Genomic DNA, 17,222 nt, shown 5'->3' with positions numbered 1-17,222 from the left:
AGGCAACGTGGTTCGGTGAATTTCGCAAACGGTGGGGTAAGGCCGATAAATCGCGAACTCATTGGGCAGGCGCGCCTCTGATGAACAGACTTCCGGCAAACAGGCTTCCGGCAAATTGAAGGGACAAAGGGAATGCAGACCCTGAAGATAGCAACCTACAACGTCAACGGCATCGGCGCGCGGCTCCCGAATCTGTTGCAATGGCTTGAGCGTGAGCGGCCGGATGTGGTCTGTCTGCAGGAGCTCAAAGCGCCGGACAAAGCGTTTCCGGCCCGTGAACTGGAGGCGGCAGGTTACGGGACCCTGCACCTGGGCCAGCCTTCCTGGAACGGCGTAGCCATCCTTGCCCGTGATGCGCAACCACTGTTGATTCAAAAGGGACTGCCAGGAGAAGAGAACGACACTCAGGCGCGCTATCTGCAAGCCGCTGCCCACGGCGTGATCGTGGCCTGTCTGTACCTGCCCAACGGCAATCCCCGGCCAGGCCCGAAGTTCGACTATAAGCTCAGGTGGTTCGAGCACCTGATCGAACACGCGAAATCGCTGCAAGCCAGCGACCACCCGGTGGTGCTGGCGGGCGATTTCAACGTGGTGCCGACCGATGAAGACATTTATAGTCCCAGGTCATGGCTGAAGGACGCCTTGCTGCAGCCGGAAAGCCGCGATTGCTACAAGCGTTTGCTGGGTCAAGGCTGGGTCGATTCTCTTCGGCACCTGTATCCCGAAGAGCGCATCTATACCTATTGGGATTATTTCCGGCAGCACTGGGAAAAAAATTCCGGGTTGCGAATCGATCATCTGCTGCTCAACCCCAAGCTGGCGCCTCACCTTGAAGACGCCGGTGTCGACGCCTGGGTGCGCGGTGAGGCTCATGCCAGTGACCACGCGCCGACATGGATTCGGGTAAGCGATCCGCAGAAAAAAGCCAAAGGCAAAACGGCGACCTCCCAATCTGTCAAGAAAGATCCGTCCGCGAAGAAGCCGCCTGCCAAAATCCCACTCAGCGCAGCCCTGAAGGCGGCGCTGCCCGAGAGCATCAAGCCCGAGCTGGCGACCCTGGTCGAGTCAGCGCCCGAAGGCGATTGGCGTTACGAAATCAAATTCGATGGCTACCGGGTCATGGCCCGCGTCGACGCGGGCCAGGTGCAATTGTTCACCCGCAATGGCCACGATTGGACCCATAAGCTGCCGCGCCAGGCCGAGGCAATCGCCGCGCTGGGGCTGGACAACGCCTGGCTTGACGGAGAGATGGTGGTTGCCAACGAAGACGGCGTTCCCGACTTTCAGGCACTGCAAAACGCCTTCGAAACCGAGCGCAGCGGCAACATCATCTATTATCTGTTCGACCTGCCCTTTCTCAACGGCGCGGACCTGCGCGAAGTGCCGATCGAGCAGCGGCGCGCGGCGCTGAGCAAAGTGCTGGAACCGAATACCGAAGAGGTGCTGAGGTTTTCCGAGGATTTTGCCGAAACGCCCGATGCGCTGCTCAACAGCGCCTGCCAGATGAACATGGAAGGCCTGATCGGCAAGCGTGTCGGTAGTCCTTATGTCTCCCGACGCAGCGATGACTGGATCAAGCTCAAATGCAAACGCAGGCAGGAATTCGTGGTGGTCGGCTACAGCGATCCCAAGGGCGCGCGGAGCAAGTTCGGTGCACTTCTGCTGGGCCTGCACAATGCCGAAAGCGGCGAATTGCGATACGCAGGCAAGGTCGGGACCGGTTTCAATGAAATCACACTGAACAGCATTTACGATCAGTTGCTGCCGCTGGAGGCCAAGCAGGCTGCGGTGGTCAACCCGCCCACCGGGTTCGAAGCCAAGGGTGTGCATTGGCTCAAACCTGAGTTGCTGGCTGAAGTCGCCTTTGCCGACATCACCAAGGAAGGTTCGGTCAGGCACGCCGTTTTCCAAGGCTTGCGCAACGACAAGCCGGCGACATCGATCACTGAAGAACGCCCTGCTCCGCCGCCCGAGGAGCCCCCAAGCGCAAAGCGCAGCCGACCGACAGTCCCGAAAACCAGTTCCAAAGACAAAAAAACCGGCGCTGCCGCGACCCGCGGAAAAATCCGCCTGACACATCCCGAGCGCGTCATAGACCCCACCAGCTCCTCGACCAAGCGCGACCTGGCCGATTACTACATCAGCGTTTCCGACTGGTTGTTGCCCCAGCTGGCGAATCGGCCTGTGGCCCTGGTCCGAGCCCCGGAAGGCATCGGCGGCGAGCTGTTTTTCCAGAAGAACGCTGACCGGCTGGCAATCCCCGGCATCGAAACCATGGGCAAGGAATACACCGGGCATCCGGTGATGCTGATCAACAACATCGAAGCCCTGATCGGCGCGGTGCAGATGAGCGCGATGGAGCTGCACACCTGGAATGCCGTCTCCAGGGACCTGCAACGTCCTGACCGCTTTGTCCTCGACCTCGACCCCGACCCTGCGCTGCCCTGGAAAAGCATGGTGGAGGCCGCTCAGCTCACCCTGGCCGTATTGGATGAACTGGGCCTTACAACATTTCTGAAGACCAGTGGCGGCAAGGGTGTTCACCTGGTTGTACCGCTGACGCCCAAGGCTGACTGGGACGCTGTGAAGGACTTCAGTCATGCCATCGTCAAACACATCGCCAAGCTATTGCCTGATCGCTTTTCGGCAGTTTCCGGGCCGAAGAACCGCGTCGGGCGCATCTTCATCGACTACCTTCGCAACGGCCTTGGCGCTACCACCATCTGCGCCTACTCGGTGCGTACGCGGGAAGGCTTGCCGGTGTCGGTACCGATCTTTCGCGAGGAGTTGGACGAGCTCAAGGGCGCGAATGTCTGGAATATCCATAACATCCATGAACGCCTGGGCAAGCTGAAAAGCGATCCATGGGCAGACCTGCCCGAGACCCGGCAAACCATCACCGCTGACATGCGCCGTCGTGTCGGTCTTTAGTGACTACAACCAACAACCTCAATCGACACACCTGGAGAACACACATGGACAACTACCACATCACCAAAACCGACAAGGGCTGGGCACTCACCAAACAGGGAGCAGAGCGTGCCTCGAAGACCGCCGCGACCAAGGCAGAGATCATCTCCCTGGCCACCGAATTTCTGGACGGCAAGACCGCTTCCGTGAAAATTCACAAGGAGGACGGCACCCTTCAGGAAGAGCGTACCTACCCACGAAGTGCCGATCCTTCGAAGTCCAAGGGTTGAGCGATTCCCACTGAATCAGCAAACACTTGCGTTCTGCACTGGACGGGTACGGCCTTGGAATGCTCGAAACACACCCAGAGACGCAAGTGTTCAATACCCATAAAACCTGACCCAGACCAGGGCTCATAATCGGACGAAGAGGTTCAAGCATGATTGCTATCCGTATCAATCACTTCGGTGGTCCAGAAACCATGTCGGTAAGCGATGTGGACATTCCCCAGCCCCAGGCTGGCGAGGTGCTGGTCCGTAATCTGGCGGTCGGCGTGAACCCGGTCGATTACAAAATCCGCGAAGGCGAGTATCCCCAGGTCAAGGCCGACAAATTGCCGCTGACGCTTGGCCGCGAAGTCGCAGGGCTGATCGAGGCTGTCGGTGAAGGCGTGGAAGGTTTTCAGGTGGGTGACCGCGTCTTCGCCATGATCGGTGCCGATGGTGGCTACGCGCAGTATTCCCGGGTGCCGGCCACCCATCTCGCCGTCATACCCTCCTCCATCGACTGGCGTCACGCAGCGGCCATCCCCCTGGCAGCGCACACGGCCTGGCAAGCGCTGGTAGAGCACGGCCATCTCGAACGCGGGCAAAAAGTGCTCATCCATGGTGGCACCGGCGGTGTGGGGCATTTCGCTGTTCAATTGGCGCGTATCAAGGGTGCACAGGTCTATGCCACGGCGTCCGGAGACAGCCTGGCGTTTCTGAGCAAACTGGGCGTCGATCGGGCGATCGATTACAAGCAGGAAAGATTCGAGGACATTTGTGAGGACTTCGACCTGGTGATCGACCTCATTGGCGGCCAGACCCAGGCCCGGTCCTGGCAGGTGCTGGGGGAAGGTGGGAGGCTGGTGTCGACGCTGGAAATGCCCGACGCCCATCATCCTCAGGCGCAGGGCAAGACGGGGACACTTTTCATCACCCGTCCCGACGGTCGCGAGTTGGCCGAAATCGCTTCGTATGTGGCCGCAGGGCAGGTGAAGGTTGTCATCGCCGAGACCTTCGAGCTGCGCGATGCGGTCAAGGCGCTGGACTATATCGCCAATCAGCACGTGCATGGCAAGGTCGTACTGCGCGTTCCGCAGCGTGACGCGGACCAGAAATCAGTCTGAATCAGATGAAACCAACTGGGTCACGCCCTCAACATGCATGTTCCAGAGCCATCGAGGATAAGCCATGAGCCGTTTTGACCGCCGCCAGGTGCTGCAGATGATAGCCGTCAGCAGTGCATTGCCGTTTCTACCAGCCTTCGCCGCTGCAGCGTTGGCGGAACCGCTCATGGTGCTGGTAGAGAAAGAGGCACCCGGAGTCAGCTTCTATCAGCTACCCAAGGGGCAGCCTTTGGCGCATATCGCCCTCGCCAACCAGCCCCACGAGATCGTCGCGGATGCGCAAGGCGGATTTGCCTACGTCGCCCAATATGGCGTTAGCAAGTGGCTCGCACCCGGTGAAGGCGGGCATCAGGTGTTCGTCATCGATCTGCTGGCGAAAAAGGTCGTCCGCACCCTCGACCTCACGCCGTACCATCGTCTGCACGGCATACGGATGGACGCCGCCGGGCGGCTGTACGTGCTCAGTGAAACCGACTCGGTGATGATCCGTTTCGACAATCCTTCCTCGGACGAATACCCCAGCCAGATCGTTGCGGTGGGCGGCACGCGCAGTCACTATTTCGTGTTGAGAAAAGACGGAACACGCGCCTACGTCGCGGACACACTGTCCGGCATGGTGATCATGCTTAACCCCCACGACCCCACCTTCAACCCCGTGAAACGGTTGATCGGGCAAGCCCCCGAAGGCGCCTGCCTGAGTGCCGATGAACAGACGTTCTATGTCATCGACCGCTACAAGGGGGCGCTGCACGCCTTCGATGCTTCAACGCTTGAACACCGGCAACAGACCCAGCTGCGCGGTGAAGCCGTGCGCGTGGTGTCGCTTCCTGATGGCCGGCTGATCGTCTCGAACCAGGCCGACAAAAGTCTCAGCCTTCTGCGGCCGGACACCCTGAAGGAAGAAAAACACCTGCCGCTCGAGGCCGCTGCACCGGGTCTGAACCTGTCGCCTAAAGGTGACGTGCTGTACCTGTCGCTGGAGTCGGACAAAATCGCGGTGGTTGACGTCGCAAGCTGGCGCATCACCGGTTCCTTTGCTACGGGCAAGGCCCCGGATGCGGCGGTCATCTTGACCTGAATCTGCAAATCGGCTGGCACTGGCCGGCCTGAGCCGTCCGCGTACGGGCGCGACTTCAGTTTTCGCCGGTCATTTCACCCGCCCTACCTCAACGAGTGCTCCCCATGCTCCCACACGCAAGACAAGGCCAAGGATCGCCTACGTTCGTTCTCATGCATTTGCTCGGCGGCTCGCACCGCACCTGGTTCCCCACCCTGCCCTATCTGGACGCCAGGCATCACTGCGTCGTGCTCAACACCCCGGGATTCGGCGATGCCGCACACGTGGAGGGCTATGACGTCGAGGCGATGGTCGAGCACGTCGATCTCACCATTCGGCAACTGGGGCTGAGCGACTGCATTCTTGTCGGCCATTCCATGACCGGCAAGGTTGCGGCGGTTCTGGCATCACGCCGGCCTGATTATCTGCGCGGCCTGGTGCTGGTGGCCCCGTCGCCGCCGAGCCCGCAACCCATGACAGACGCTGATCGCGACAAGCAACGTCAGTACGGCAAGACCCGGGCCGAGGCCGAGGCCTTCATCGATGAGGCCAGCGCGATCCGGCTTGCGGACGACACCCGAGAGGTGGCAATCGCCGATGCGCAACGGGTCAACCTCAACGCCTGGCGCGCATGGGTCGAGCACGGCAGTCGCGAGGATTGGAGTCAACGCCTCGGCACAATCGACTACCCGGTGCTATTGGTCTGCGGCGATGCGGATCAGCAGGTGCCTGGCGCAGACGAACAGCGCCGCACAACCCTGGCAGCATTTACGCAACACCGGCTGGAGATCATTGCCAACGCGGGGCACTTGATGCCCCTGCAGACACCGCAGGCACTGGCAAAGTCGATGCTCGCGTTCGCCAGCGAAATTTCGGTCACGGAGCGCTGAATTTTCGGGCCTGCTGACCATCACCTGCCCGAGACCAAGATGCGTTACTGCAGATTCACGAACAACCCGCCGTCCACCAGCAGCGATGCGCCAGTGACGTAGCTGGCCATGTCCGAGGCAAGGAACACGATAGGCCCGGCGACATCGTGCGGATCGCCGAGGCGGCCCAGTGGCGTGCGCGACGTCATGTAGGCCAGCTTTTCTTCATCGGCCAGGTCCTCTTTGTTGATGTCGGTAGCGATGGTGCCCGGCAATACCGAGTTGCAGCGGATGCCGTACGGCCCGAGCGCAATGGCGCAGGACTGCATCAGTGAATGCAGCCCGGCTTTGGTCGGTGTGTAGTGGGTCTGCATGCCGCCGCCCACCAGGGCACTGATTGAACTGACGGCGATGATCGCTCCGCCCCGGCCCTGGTTTTTCATCTGGTTGGCCGCCGCTTGAACCGCGAAATAGGCGCCGTTGAGGTTGGTATTGACGGTTTTAAGGTAAACCTCGCGAGGCATGTCGAGGAACGAGTGGAACGGGCAGATGCCCGCGTTATTGACGAAGACATCTACGCTGCCAAACGCCTTCAGCGCCCCGGCAACCAGTCGGTCCCCGGTGTCGGAATCGGCGGCATCGCTGCCCACCTCAATGGCCTTGCCGTCGAAGGCCGCGATTTCCTCGATCAGGCTGTGCGCCGCTTCAGTGCCCTGCTGGCTGCCACTGTGACCAATGACCACGCGAGCTCCTTGCCTTGCGCATTCCTTGGCCGCTGCCCGACCGATTCCGCGGGACGCGCCGGTGATGATGACGGTTTTGCCTGCCAGTAACATAGGAAACTCCTAGATGGGATAGATGGGATAGGTGGGATAGGTGGATAGATGGACGAAGACAGAAATCCAGACTGGATTCAGCTTAGGTAGTTGCCGTAACCCACCATGCCGATGGCGGCGAGAATGACCACAATGCCCGCCACCAGTACGGCCTTGTTCGCGGCGCTGGTGCCTTGCCACTCGCGAAAATACAGCCCCCAGCAATTGGACACGATGATAATGAACGACATGTGCAGAACCCAGGAACTGGCGTCGTTGTGCAGCCGGGTTTCGCCCATGCCATAGAAGAAGAACTGCAAAAACCACAGCGTTCCGGCGCTGGCGACCAGCAGGTAATTGCGCAGCAGCGGCGTTTGGGTGTTGGTGTAGTCGCCAAAACTGCGGTTGCGCTTGTTCAGCCACAGGCACCAGATGGCATTGGTGGTCAGCCCGCCCCACATGATCACCATGAAGGTCACATTGTTCTGGAACAGGCTGTTGGCCCCCTGCTGGACCGCGGCCTCAGCCAAGGGACGACCTGCGGTGATGCCGTAGCTGAAACAGGCGCTGAGCACCCCGGAAATCACCGCGACCAACGCACCCTTGCCCAGGGAAAACTCACTGACGCTGGCGAACTTGGTCTCTTCGCATACTTCTCTTTCCTTGAGCACCCCGGCCCGCCCACACAAGCCGATGCCCACCAACGAGACAGCAACGCCCCACAGCACCCAACTGCCACTCGCACTGCTGATCATCTCGCTCAGTGTCCCTGTCCTCGCGTCGGTGAACAGGTCGCGGTACAGCGTTGGCATCAAGGCGCCCAGCGCCGACGTCAGGCCCATGACCAACGACATGCCAAGCGACAGGCCCAGATAGCGCATGGTGAGGCCGAACGTCAGCCCGCCAATGCCCCACAACACGCCGAACAGATAAGTCCAGAACAAGGTGGAACTGTCCGCTTGGCGCAGGATGTCGATGAATCCGGGCACCGTCAGTTGTGCGGCAACCAGCGGCACGATCAGCCAGGAAGCCAGCCCACCGGTGATCCAATAACTTTCCCAATGCCAGCCTCGCACCTTCTTGTAAGGAATGTAGAAGCTGCCCGAGGCCGCTCCTCCGATGAAATGCAGCAACACGCCCAGCAGAATGATTTCCACGTTGTATGCCCTTTATTGTTATTGGCGTCGCTATCGGTTATGCGCCGTGTTCAGTCTTGATTGAGGCTGAACATCGGCTGCAACTCGACGGTGATGGGTGAGGTGTCGGGATGGCTCGCCATGATCGACTGCATGAAACGCCACCAGCGCTGCATGACTGGCAGGGTCGGCAATTGGTCCAGCAAGTGCTGGTCTGCATGGGTGAGCACGGCGAACAGCGCCAACGATTCGGGATCGAGAAAGATCCGGTAGTCCACCACGCCAGCCGTGCGCAAGGCATCGATCAGTTCCGGCCAGATCTGATCGTGGCGCTTGTGGTATTCCTCGGCCTGCCCGGTCTCAAGCTTCATGCGAAAGGCACGCACCGGCATCAGCGTCGCTCCGTGGAGGTGGGCAGCGGATAGGCGTTGCCGACGTTGTGCAGAAAGAAGTTCTCCTGCACCGCAAGCGGCTTGTCAGCCACGCTTTGCCTGACCAGTTGCAAGGTGCTGCCGAAATCAGCGAGGGAGTTGCTGTTGGGCCAGTCACTGCCGAAGAAGCAGCGATGCTCACCGAAGGCGTCCCACAGGTAGGCCAGCCGATCGCGATAGAACCCTGGGTCGGTCACCAGTGCTCCGGCATTGAGTTGGGGGATTTGCGCCAGCTTGGCGAATACGTTGGGCCGCTGCGCCAGGGCATATACATCGCGTTGAAAATCGGCCAGTTGCCCTTCAGGCACCGCCGCATTGGGCAAATGGTCAACGACGATGCGCAACGTCGGCACGGCGTCGCTCAGACGCAGCAGGCCCTTGATCAGACGTGGGTCGGGATTGGCGCTGTCCAGCGTGCGACCGCTGGCCGCCAGGCGCTTCATCGCGTCGATGAAGCCGGGCCGGGTCTGGTCGTCGAGCAGGTCACGGTCCCAGAGATTGCCGTAGCGCAACCCGAGAAATCGTGGCTCGGCCTCCAGGTGACTCAGGTCCTGATCGAACTGCGCATCGAAAGGCGATAGGTTGCCGATGAAGCCCAACAGGCGCGGGCTGTGGCGCAGCGTTGTCAGCAGCCAGTGGTTATCCAGACGCCAGGGGCTGGCTTCCACCACGATTGCAGCGCTGATCCGGTGTGGCTCGGCGAGCTGCCAATAGGTATCCGGGAGCGCGCTGCCGTGAAGTGGATGATTCGGCTCAGGCCAGGGAATGCCCTCAGGGCGTGAGGCATCGAAAAAATGGATGTGGCTATCGATGGTGGGGCCGGTATAACGGTCAGCAGTCATGCCCGATTCCGTCCAGAGTTGTTGTTATTAGCAACAGACTGTAGGGGCCGGTGCGATACGTGACTAATCGATTTTTGGTTAGCGCCGATAACCTGAGAGTATCGGCGCAAGAGAGTACGCGGTGGTTCTGCCCCTTGCGGCGCAGGTTCGGGCAGGCAGCGTCTTTATCCCCGCCCCTGATGCTGCAGCGGGTTTGTCTCGCCCGCCCCTTGCGGCGACCCGGTCGTAACCGGTGGCGTGGAACGCGGCGTACGGGCGATGTAAAGCCCCAGCAACCCACCTGCGATCAAGGCCACGGCCACCAGTAACAGCGCAAAGTCGTAAGTCTGCGTGGCGTCCTTTATCCAGCCCATCACCGGTGGCAGCCCGAGGCCTGCGATATTGGCAATGGAGTTGATCAGTGCGATCGACGCAGCCGCAGCGACGCCTGACAGGTACTCGGTGGTGGTCGCCCAGAACACCGGGGTGGCGGCCCAGTTCAACCCCACTGCCAACACCAGCAATACATAAGCAAACCAGGCATTACTGGTGGCGACGGCGGTGGCAAGCAACACTCCGGCAATCATCAATGGCAAACCCAGATGCCAACCGCGCTCGCCATGGCGATCGGAATGTGTGCCATTGAAATACATGAACACGCAGGCACACAGAAAAGGTAAGGCCGACAGCACGCTGACGGTGAACGAGGCCTGGCCTGAAACGGACTTGACGATCAGCGGCAGGAACAACGTGACGCCGATGGTACCGAATGCCTGCAACAGCCAGAACGCGCTTAGCAGCCAGACCTGGCGACTGCGAAATGCCGTCTGCCAGCCTGCGTGGTGGGAGACCGGTGTCCGGGCTTGCTCGGCTGCAATGGTACGGCTCAGCCAGGCCTTCTGATCGGGCTCAAGCCAGTGGGTATGAGCCGCAGAGTCGGGCAGGTAGCGCAGCACCACCACGCCTAATACAACCGCAGGGATGCCTTCCAGAAGAAACAGCCAGCGCCAGCCACTGACGCCAAAGTAACCATCCAGATGCAGGAAGGCACCGGACAGCGGCAGCCCGATCACCGAAGCCAGCGCGGCACCGATATAGAAGAACGACATGGCCTTGGCCCGGTCACTGCGTGGGTACCACTGGGACAGGTAGTAGATGATTCCCGGCGTGAAACCGGCTTCGGCCGCGCCCAGCAGCAGGCGCATGCCATACAACTGGTTGGCGCTCTGCACCAGGCTCATGCCGGCCGCGACGATGCCCCAGGTGATCATGATCCGCGCTATCCAGCGACGAGCGCCGACCCGTGTAAGGATCACGCTGCTGGGGACTTCAAGCAGAATGTAGGTGAGAAAGAACAGGCCGACGCCCATGCCGTACATCTGTGCGGTCAGGCCCAGTTCGGCGTTCATCTGCAACGCCGCGACCGAGATGTTCGACTTGTCTATGTAGGCGACCATGTACAGCAGCATCAGAAAGGGTATCAACTTCAGGTTGAGCCGTTTCAGGGTGCTGGCGTGCAGGCCGGCATCGGCAATTGACTGTGGCATGGCGGACTCTCTTGTTTTGTTATGAGACGAACCAAAGTGCCAGGCCACCATAGACCAGATCGAACGCCACCTCAATATGTGACGGGTTAGCCCATATATTGGGAAGAGTGATGCGTTTGGTGCATTTCAGGAAGACTCGAGTGCGCGCTTGCGCAGCAGGTCAATGAAATGCTGCAGCTCCCGACTCACCGGCTCATCCTTGCGCCGCAGCAGGCCGAAGGGTGCCATCTGCGCATCGAGTGCGACCGGCAAGGCCTTGACCAGCCCCATCCTCAGGTAGTCGCGCATCGCCGATTCCGACAACACCATGAGGGCGTCGGTCAACTGCACCAGTTGCTGCATTGAGTACACCGAACTGCATTCGATGATGTCGGCAGGCATGGGCAGTTCCAGACGCTCCAGCGCCTGCTCGATCGCAATGCGCGCCGGACTGGTTTCCGGCTGGAGAATCCACGGCCAGTCCCTGACCAGCTCCTCCCAGTTCAACTTGCGCCGTCGGGCCAGTGGATGACCGCTGTGCACCACTGCGATCAAGCGTTCATTGCCCAGGGGTTCGAATTCATAGTGCTCACGATCATTGGCCCGATTGCGCCGGGTGACAGCAATGTCCACGCGCCCCTGTTCCAGTAGCTGAACCACCTGGTCACTGGTGTCGCCCATGATGCGGATCCGTAGCTGCGGATTAAGGGCCTTTATTTCGGCCACGGCGTTCATCACCAGATCCGGCGCCGCGCCCATGATCGTGCCGATGGAGAGGTAGCCGTATCCGCCCTGCTTGCGTGCGGCAAGGTCCGCCGCCGCACGGTCCAGACCGCTAAGTGCGGCCTCGGCAAAGCGCAACAGCTCGCGACCCAGTGCCGTGGGGCGCATGCCCCTTGGCAGTCGCTCGAAAAGCTCGCAACCGAACATGTCTTCGATTTCCTGCAACATGCGGGTCGCTGCCGGTTGCGACATGTTCATGCTCAACGATGCACGGTGCATGTTCAGGCTAGAGCCGAGCACCACCAGCATCTGCAGATGCTTGTAACGCAGGCGGCTGAACAGTTGCTGCGGGGATCGCTCGACACTCATGCTGCTCTCCTGATCGATAACCTGAAGGTATCAACTATAAGCTTAATTCGATTAGTCAGGCATCAGAGCCACGCAGTACAGTCCGTCCTACAAGAAAACCACACCCATCGAGGTGCACGAACATGTCATCCCTGCGCGCTTGCCTGTCGCCTTTGCCTACGACGTCCCGAAACCCTTCAGTTACAACACCTTCCGAGCCCTGTCGAGGCCCAACGCAGGCTTGCCGTGCCTAGCATTCGCTTGTCCAGCCCCTACGCAGTCGAATAATTCCAAAAAAAGGAAACTGACGTGAACGCTCTTCCTGTGTCCTTGCTGCGCAAGGTCTCCTGGCGGCTGCTGCCGTTCCTGTTGCTGATGTACATCATGGCGTTCCTGGATCGGGCTAACGTCGGTTTCGCCAAGCAGGCGTTTCAGGCCGATACCGGCATTGGCGACACTGCGTTCGCCTTCGGCGCCGGCGTGTTCTTCGCCGGTTACGCACTGCTGGAAGTCCCCAGCAATCTGATCATGCACAAGGTCGGCGCTCGCCTGTGGATGTGCCGGATCATGGTGACCTGGGGCCTGATTTCCGCGGCCATGGTCTTCGCTCACAGCGAAACCAGCTTCTATGTCTTGCGCTTTCTTCTGGGCGTGGCGGAGGCTGGATTTTTCCCCGGCGTGATTCTCTACCTGACCTACTGGTTTCCTGGCGCGGCACGGGGTAAAGCCATGGGGTTCTTCTACTTCGGCGCTCCGCTGGCATTCATCTTTGGCAGCCCGCTTTCCGGCCTGTTGCTTGAGCTGGACGGTTTCATGGGCACCCACGGCTGGCAATGGCTGTTTGCAGTGGAAGGCCTGATGGCCACGGCAGTCGGCGTGTGGGCGTATTTCTATCTGGACAATCGCCCTGCCGACGCCAAATGGTTGACCGCACAGGAACGCACTCAGCTTCAAGCCGTGCTGGAGGCAGAGGACAGCCAGAAGCAGGGCCACGGCAGTCTGCTCAAAGTGTTGGCGCAACCGGCAGTCCTGTACCTGTGTCTGATTTATCTGCTGATCCAGGCCAGCGTGTATGGCGTGGTGTTTTACCTGCCCGCCCAAGTGGCCGGGTTGCTGGGAGCCAAGGTCGGCCTGACAGTCGGTCTGGTCAGCGCCGTGCCGTGGTTGTGTGCATTGCTGGCCGCCTGGAAGATCCCCAGCCTGGCCGACCGCACCGGCCAGCGCCGCGTAATAGCAGCCCTGACGCTGCTGGTCTCGGGGCTGGGCATCGCGGCGTCGGTTACTTTCAGCAGCCCTTTGCTGGGGATTCTGGCGCTCTGTCTCGCGGCGTCGGGGTTTATCGCCGTGCAGCCGGTGTTCTGGACCTTCCCCGGCAGCTTCCTGGCAGGCTCGGCCGCCGCCGGGGCCATCGCCCTGATCAACGCCTTCGGCGCCCTGGGCGGGTTCGTCGCGCCGATCCTGAAAAACTGGGCAGAAGGAGCCTTTCACTCCCCGGCAGCGGGCCTCTATCTGCTGGCCGTCACGAGCCTGATCTCGGCCGCTCTGGTGATGGGCATTCGCCCTCCCCGCGCGGCAACGCCTCATCAGCAACCCACCTTCCAGCTCTGAGCAAAAGGAATCAATCATGGCCACTCCTACCATCAAACACGTGCGTGCTTTCGTTCTCCGCGGTGGTGGCGCTGACTATCACGATCAAGGCGACGGCCACTGGATCGACGACCACATCGCCACGCCCATGAGCAAATATCCCGAGTACCGCCAGAGCCGTCGCAGCTTCGGGATCAACGTGCTCGGCACGCTGGTGGTCGAGATCGAAGACTCTGAAGGCAATGTCGGTTTCTCGGTCACCACCGGAGGCGAGCCTGCGGCCTACATCGTGGAAAAACACCTGGCTCGTTTCGTCGAAGGCGCCAGGGTCACCGATATCGAGCGCATCTGGGACCAGATGTACTTCGCGTCCCAGTACTACGGGCGCAAGGGCCTGGTAATCAACACCATTTCCGGCATTGACCTGGCGCTGTGGGACCTGCTCGGCAAAGTGCGCAAGGAGCCGGTGCACCAGTTGCTCGGCGGCGCGGTGCGCGATGAATTGCAGTTCTACGCCACCGGTGCGCGTCCCGACCTTGCGCAGAAAATGGGCTTTATCGGCGGCAAGCTACCGTTGCACCACGGCCCTGCCGAGGGCGAAGAAGGGTTGCGCAAAAACCTTGAAGAACTGGCTGTGATGCGTGAGCGGGTCGGTAAGGATTTCTGGCTGATGCTCGACTGCTGGATGAGCCTGGATCTGAACTACGCCACCCGGCTGGCCCATGGCGCCCAGGAGTTCGGTCTGAAGTGGATCGAGGAAGCGTTGTCGCCAGACGATTACTGGGGCTATGCGGCACTGAAGAAAGCCGTACCGCCTGGCATGCTGGTCACCACTGGCGAACACGAAGCTACGCGCTGGGGCTTTCGCATGCTGCTGGAGATGGGCTGCTGCGACATCATTCAACCGGACGTCGGCTGGTGCGGCGGAATTACCGAACTGCTCAAGATCTCGGCGCTGGCCGACGCGCACAGCGCGATGGTCGTGCCCCATGGCTCATCGGTCTACAGCTATCACTTCGTCGCCACGCGCACCAACAGCCCGTTCGCCGAATTTCTGATGATGGCGCCGAAGGCCGATGAGGTCGTGCCCATGTTCCACCCACAGCTGTTGGGCGAACCTGTGCCCGAGAACGGTCGCATGCGCCTGTCCAGACTCGATCAACCGGGCTTTGGCGTGACCCTTAACCCGCAATGTCAGCTGCATCGCCCTTACCAGCATTGATTGCCCCGGTCATCGCCGGATGCTGCAGGGTTCGGCGCTGTTCATCTGGCTACATTCGATTTACAGGAATCTTTTCATGAAAATGCCCCGCAACCCCTTCAAGGCCGCGCTGGCCAATAACGATCCGCTGTACGGAATCTGGGCCGGTTTCGCCACCGGTTACGCTGCGGAAATCACCGCCAGCTTCGGCTACGACTGGATGCTCATCGACGGCGAACACGCGCCCAATACAGTGCCGTCGATCCTTGCCCAGCTGCAGGCGGTCGCGCCCTATGCCACGGCGCCGATCGTACGCGCTGTCGGCCACGACCCGGTGCTGATCAAGCAATTGCTGGACATTGGCACCCAGAGCCTGATGATTCCCATGGTCGAAACCGCAGACCAGGCGCGGGCGCTGGTGCAGGCCACGCGTTACCCGCCCCATGGCATCCGCGGTGTCGGCGGCGGCCTGACCCGCGCCACCCGCTGGGACGCTGTGCCCGACTACATCAATACGGCGCATGAAGAGCTGTGCCTGATCGTGCAGGTCGAGTCCCGCACCGGCGTCGACAACGTGGCGCAAATTGCCGCCGTCGAGGGCGTGGACGCGGTGTTCATCGGCCCGGCGGACTTGTCCACCGGCCTGGGGCATATCGGTAACCCGTCCCATGCCCAAGTGCAGGAAAAAATCAGACACGCCATCGATGCCACCCTCGCCGCCGGAAAGGTCAGCGGCATTCTGGCCCCTGCCGAAGAAGACGCCCGCCGCTATCAAAGCTGGGGCTGCCAGTTCATCGCCGTGGCAATAGACATCAGCCTGATGCGCCAGGCCGCACTGAGCAATCTGGCGCGCTATCGCGACACCGAACAAGGCGTGGCATCGAAGACTTATTGAATGAAAAGGAGCCAGACCATGACCTCAGTACCTGTCTACCAGAACTACATCAATGGCGAGTTCGTCCAGAGCACCGAGCATTTCGATGTGCTCAACCCCGCCACCGGCGCGCTGCTGGCCAGGGTGCCGGCCTCGGACGCTGATGAAGTGGACCGCGCGCTGGCCGCGGCGTGCGCGGCACAAGCAGCGTGGGGCCGTCGCCCGGCCAATGACCGCGCAGGCTATCTGCGCAAGATCGCCAACAAACTGCGGGAAAACGTCGCCCACCTTGCCCGCACCATCACGTTGGAGCAGGGCAAGGTCCATGGTCTGGCCGAGGTGGAAGTCAATTTCACTGCCGACTATCTCGACTACATGGCCGAGTGGGCCAGACGCATCGAGGGCGAGATCATCACCAGCGACCGCCCTGGCGAAAATATCTTCATGTTTCGCAAGCCCTTGGGCGTGGTCGCGGGCATTCTGCCGTGGAATTTCCCGTTCTTCCTGATCGCCCGCAAGATGGCCCCGGCGCTGGTCACTGGCAACACCATCGTGATCAAGCCCAGCGAGGAAACCCCCAACAACTGTTTCGAGTTCGCCCGACTGGTCGCCGAGGTGGATCTTCCGCCAGGCGTGTTCAACGTGGTCAGTGGCGATGGCCGGGTGGGTGCCGCGCTGACGACGCATCGGCAAGTGGACATGATCAGTTTCACCGGCAGCGTGGAAACCGGCGCGCGAATCATGAGTGCCGCCGCCCCCAACATCACCAAGCTGAACCTGGAACTGGGCGGCAAGGCGCCAGCCATCGTACTGGCCGACGCGGACCTGGATCTGGCGGTCAAAGCCATACGCGACTCGCGGATCATCAACACCGGCCAGGTGTGCAACTGCGCAGAACGGGTGTACGTCGAGCGCCGGGTGGCCGATCAATTCATCGACCGGATCAGTGCTGCGATGGCAGCGACACGCTATGGCGATCCATCGGCCGATGCGGCAGTGGAAATGGGCCCGCTGATCAATCGCCAGGGACTGGACGGCGTCGCGGCCAAAGTGAAGAAAGCCCAGGAGCAAGGCGCCTCGGTAATTACCGGTGGCAACATCGCCGATCTCGGCCAGGGCTTCCACTACCAACCCACGGTGCTGACCGGGTGCAGCGCGGACATGGAAATCATGCGCAAGGAAGTGTTTGGCCCGGTACTGCCCATCCAGATCGTCGATGACCTGGACGAAGCCATTGCCCTGGCCAATGACTGCGAGTACGGGCTGACCTCCTCCCTGTACACCCGCGATCTGAGCAAGGCGATGTACGCCATTCGTGAGCTCGACTTCGGCGAGACCTACATCAACCGGGAAAACTTCGAGGCCATGCAGGGTTTCCACGCAGGTGTTCGCAAATCGGGTGTCGGGGGCGCCGACGGCAAGCACGGTTTGTACGAATACACCCACACCCATGTGGTGTACCTGCAGGCTTGATGGCGCATGCAGGGGCCGCACGTCAAATGCGGCCCCTTGCGGACCGAGAGGCTGGGCACCA

Annotated in this window: 15 protein-coding genes; 9 read left to right on the top strand and 6 right to left on the bottom strand. The window is 60.9% G+C overall.

Annotated elements, in window-relative coordinates:
• Window positions 1-132: 132 nt before the first annotated feature.
• The 5 genes from ligD (at window position 133) to EC915_RS03225 (ending at window position 6,247) form a co-directional block, all read left to right on the top strand.
• Window positions 133-2,931: a DNA ligase D gene (ligD, locus tag EC915_RS03245; RefSeq protein ID WP_133749071.1), complete on the top strand. Its 2,799-nt coding sequence runs from the start codon at window positions 133-135 to the stop codon at window positions 2,929-2,931.
• Between the two features lie 44 nt (window positions 2,932-2,975).
• On the top strand, window positions 2,976-3,200 hold the full coding sequence (locus tag EC915_RS03240) for a DUF2188 domain-containing protein (protein WP_133749070.1): 225 nt from the start codon (window positions 2,976-2,978) through the stop codon (window positions 3,198-3,200).
• Between the two features lie 149 nt (window positions 3,201-3,349).
• Window positions 3,350-4,300 (top strand): NADP-dependent oxidoreductase, encoded by a 951-nt coding sequence (locus EC915_RS03235; protein WP_133749069.1) that lies wholly within the window; start codon window positions 3,350-3,352, stop codon window positions 4,298-4,300.
• 64 nt (window positions 4,301-4,364) lie between these two features.
• Window positions 4,365-5,378 (top strand): YncE family protein, encoded by a 1,014-nt coding sequence (locus EC915_RS03230; RefSeq protein WP_177413344.1) that lies wholly within the window; start codon window positions 4,365-4,367, stop codon window positions 5,376-5,378.
• Between the two features lie 104 nt (window positions 5,379-5,482).
• Complete coding sequence (locus EC915_RS03225; protein ID WP_133749068.1) at window positions 5,483-6,247, top strand: alpha/beta fold hydrolase; 765 nt, start codon at window positions 5,483-5,485, stop codon at window positions 6,245-6,247.
• 44 nt (window positions 6,248-6,291) lie between these two features.
• Here EC915_RS03225 and EC915_RS03220 read toward each other — a convergent pair whose 3' ends face one another.
• The 6 genes from EC915_RS03220 to EC915_RS03195 form a co-directional block, all read right to left on the bottom strand.
• A complete protein-coding gene (locus EC915_RS03220; RefSeq protein WP_133749067.1) occupies window positions 6,292-7,062 on the bottom strand; it encodes an SDR family NAD(P)-dependent oxidoreductase in 771 nt (256 codons plus the stop codon).
• A 77-nt stretch (window positions 7,063-7,139) separates the two neighbouring features.
• Entirely contained in the window at window positions 7,140-8,198 is a 1,059-nt protein-coding gene (gene rhaT / locus EC915_RS03215; protein ID WP_133749066.1) for an L-rhamnose/proton symporter RhaT, read from the bottom strand.
• Window positions 8,199-8,248: 50 nt separating this feature from the next.
• The gene (locus tag EC915_RS03210; RefSeq protein WP_177413343.1) at window positions 8,249-8,569 is read right to left on the bottom strand and encodes an L-rhamnose mutarotase; all 321 of its coding nucleotides are present in this window, start codon (window positions 8,567-8,569) and stop codon (window positions 8,249-8,251) included.
• Complete coding sequence (locus tag EC915_RS03205; protein WP_133749065.1) at window positions 8,569-9,450, bottom strand: amidohydrolase; 882 nt, start codon at window positions 9,448-9,450, stop codon at window positions 8,569-8,571. Before EC915_RS03205 ends, EC915_RS03210 begins: the two co-directional genes overlap by 1 nt.
• A 164-nt stretch (window positions 9,451-9,614) precedes the next feature.
• Window positions 9,615-10,976: an MFS transporter gene (locus EC915_RS03200; protein ID WP_133749064.1), complete on the bottom strand. Its 1,362-nt coding sequence runs from the start codon at window positions 10,974-10,976 to the stop codon at window positions 9,615-9,617.
• A 126-nt stretch (window positions 10,977-11,102) separates the two neighbouring features.
• On the bottom strand, window positions 11,103-12,047 hold the full coding sequence (locus tag EC915_RS03195) for a LysR family transcriptional regulator (RefSeq protein ID WP_133749063.1): 945 nt from the start codon (window positions 12,045-12,047) through the stop codon (window positions 11,103-11,105).
• Between the two features lie 288 nt (window positions 12,048-12,335).
• On the opposite strand from EC915_RS03195, the gene EC915_RS03190 reads away from it, so the two are divergent.
• The 4 genes from EC915_RS03190 to aldA all read left to right on the top strand — a co-directional run bounded on the left by EC915_RS03190 (window position 12,336) and on the right by aldA (window position 17,161).
• Window positions 12,336-13,634 carry an MFS transporter gene (locus tag EC915_RS03190; RefSeq protein ID WP_256658633.1) on the top strand — a complete coding sequence of 433 codons (1,299 nt, stop codon included), beginning with the start codon at window positions 12,336-12,338 and terminating at the stop codon, window positions 13,632-13,634.
• 16 nt (window positions 13,635-13,650) lie between these two features.
• Window positions 13,651-14,835 (top strand): L-rhamnonate dehydratase, encoded by a 1,185-nt coding sequence (gene rhmD / locus EC915_RS03185; protein ID WP_133749062.1) that lies wholly within the window; start codon window positions 13,651-13,653, stop codon window positions 14,833-14,835.
• Between the two features lie 76 nt (window positions 14,836-14,911).
• Window positions 14,912-15,709: an HpcH/HpaI aldolase/citrate lyase family protein gene (locus EC915_RS03180; RefSeq protein WP_133749061.1), complete on the top strand. Its 798-nt coding sequence runs from the start codon at window positions 14,912-14,914 to the stop codon at window positions 15,707-15,709.
• Between the two features lie 18 nt (window positions 15,710-15,727).
• The gene (gene aldA, locus EC915_RS03175; RefSeq protein ID WP_133749060.1) at window positions 15,728-17,161 is read left to right on the top strand and encodes an aldehyde dehydrogenase; all 1,434 of its coding nucleotides are present in this window, start codon (window positions 15,728-15,730) and stop codon (window positions 17,159-17,161) included.
• Window positions 17,162-17,222 lie beyond the last annotated feature (61 nt).

Source organism: Pseudomonas sp. LP_7_YM (assembly GCF_004364435.1).
GTDB lineage: Bacteria > Pseudomonadota > Gammaproteobacteria > Pseudomonadales > Pseudomonadaceae > Aquipseudomonas.
This window is presented reverse-complemented; position numbering and strand designations above follow the sequence as displayed.